Genomic DNA, 416 nt, shown 5'->3' with positions numbered 1-416 from the left:
CTTCCAACGGCTCTCGGTTTCCTTCGCCTTCCCGACCAGTTTCTTAGCTGAAATGTAATCGGCGAATAGTCCTTTCAACGACACGGGCGGCAACGGCTCCGGTTGCGGCTGGGCATTCGCCAACATCGGGTGCGAAGGCCGACGCATGCCCTCCGGACTGTCATGGAACCACCAGGCCGGTCCGAGCTTCAGCGCCGGATAAACGCCGGCGAGCGGCGCCAGCTCGCGCGAGTAGCTCGTCTCGTCCAGCGTGAAGAGAATGACGGTAAGGTCGCGCTCCAGCCCGACGCAGTCAAGCAGCGGCTTCAGCGCCGTCGCGTAATCGGTGCGGGTCGGTATGTCGAAGCCCTTGTCGCGGCCGAATCTTTGGAAAACCGCCGGGGAATGATTGCGCCAGGAACCCGGATGGATCTGCA

Annotated in this window: 1 protein-coding gene; it reads right to left on the bottom strand. The window is 62.5% G+C overall.

Going from position 1 to position 416, the window contains the following annotated elements; translation table 11 throughout:
- The coding region (locus tag EN857_RS33370; protein WP_245521676.1) for a glucuronate isomerase at window positions 1-416 on the bottom strand (416 nt) is incomplete at both ends.

Origin of the sequence: Mesorhizobium sp. M4B.F.Ca.ET.214.01.1.1, assembly GCF_004791545.1 — a bacterium.
Lineage (GTDB): Bacteria > Pseudomonadota > Alphaproteobacteria > Rhizobiales > Rhizobiaceae > Mesorhizobium > Mesorhizobium abyssinicae.
This window is presented reverse-complemented; position numbering and strand designations above follow the sequence as displayed.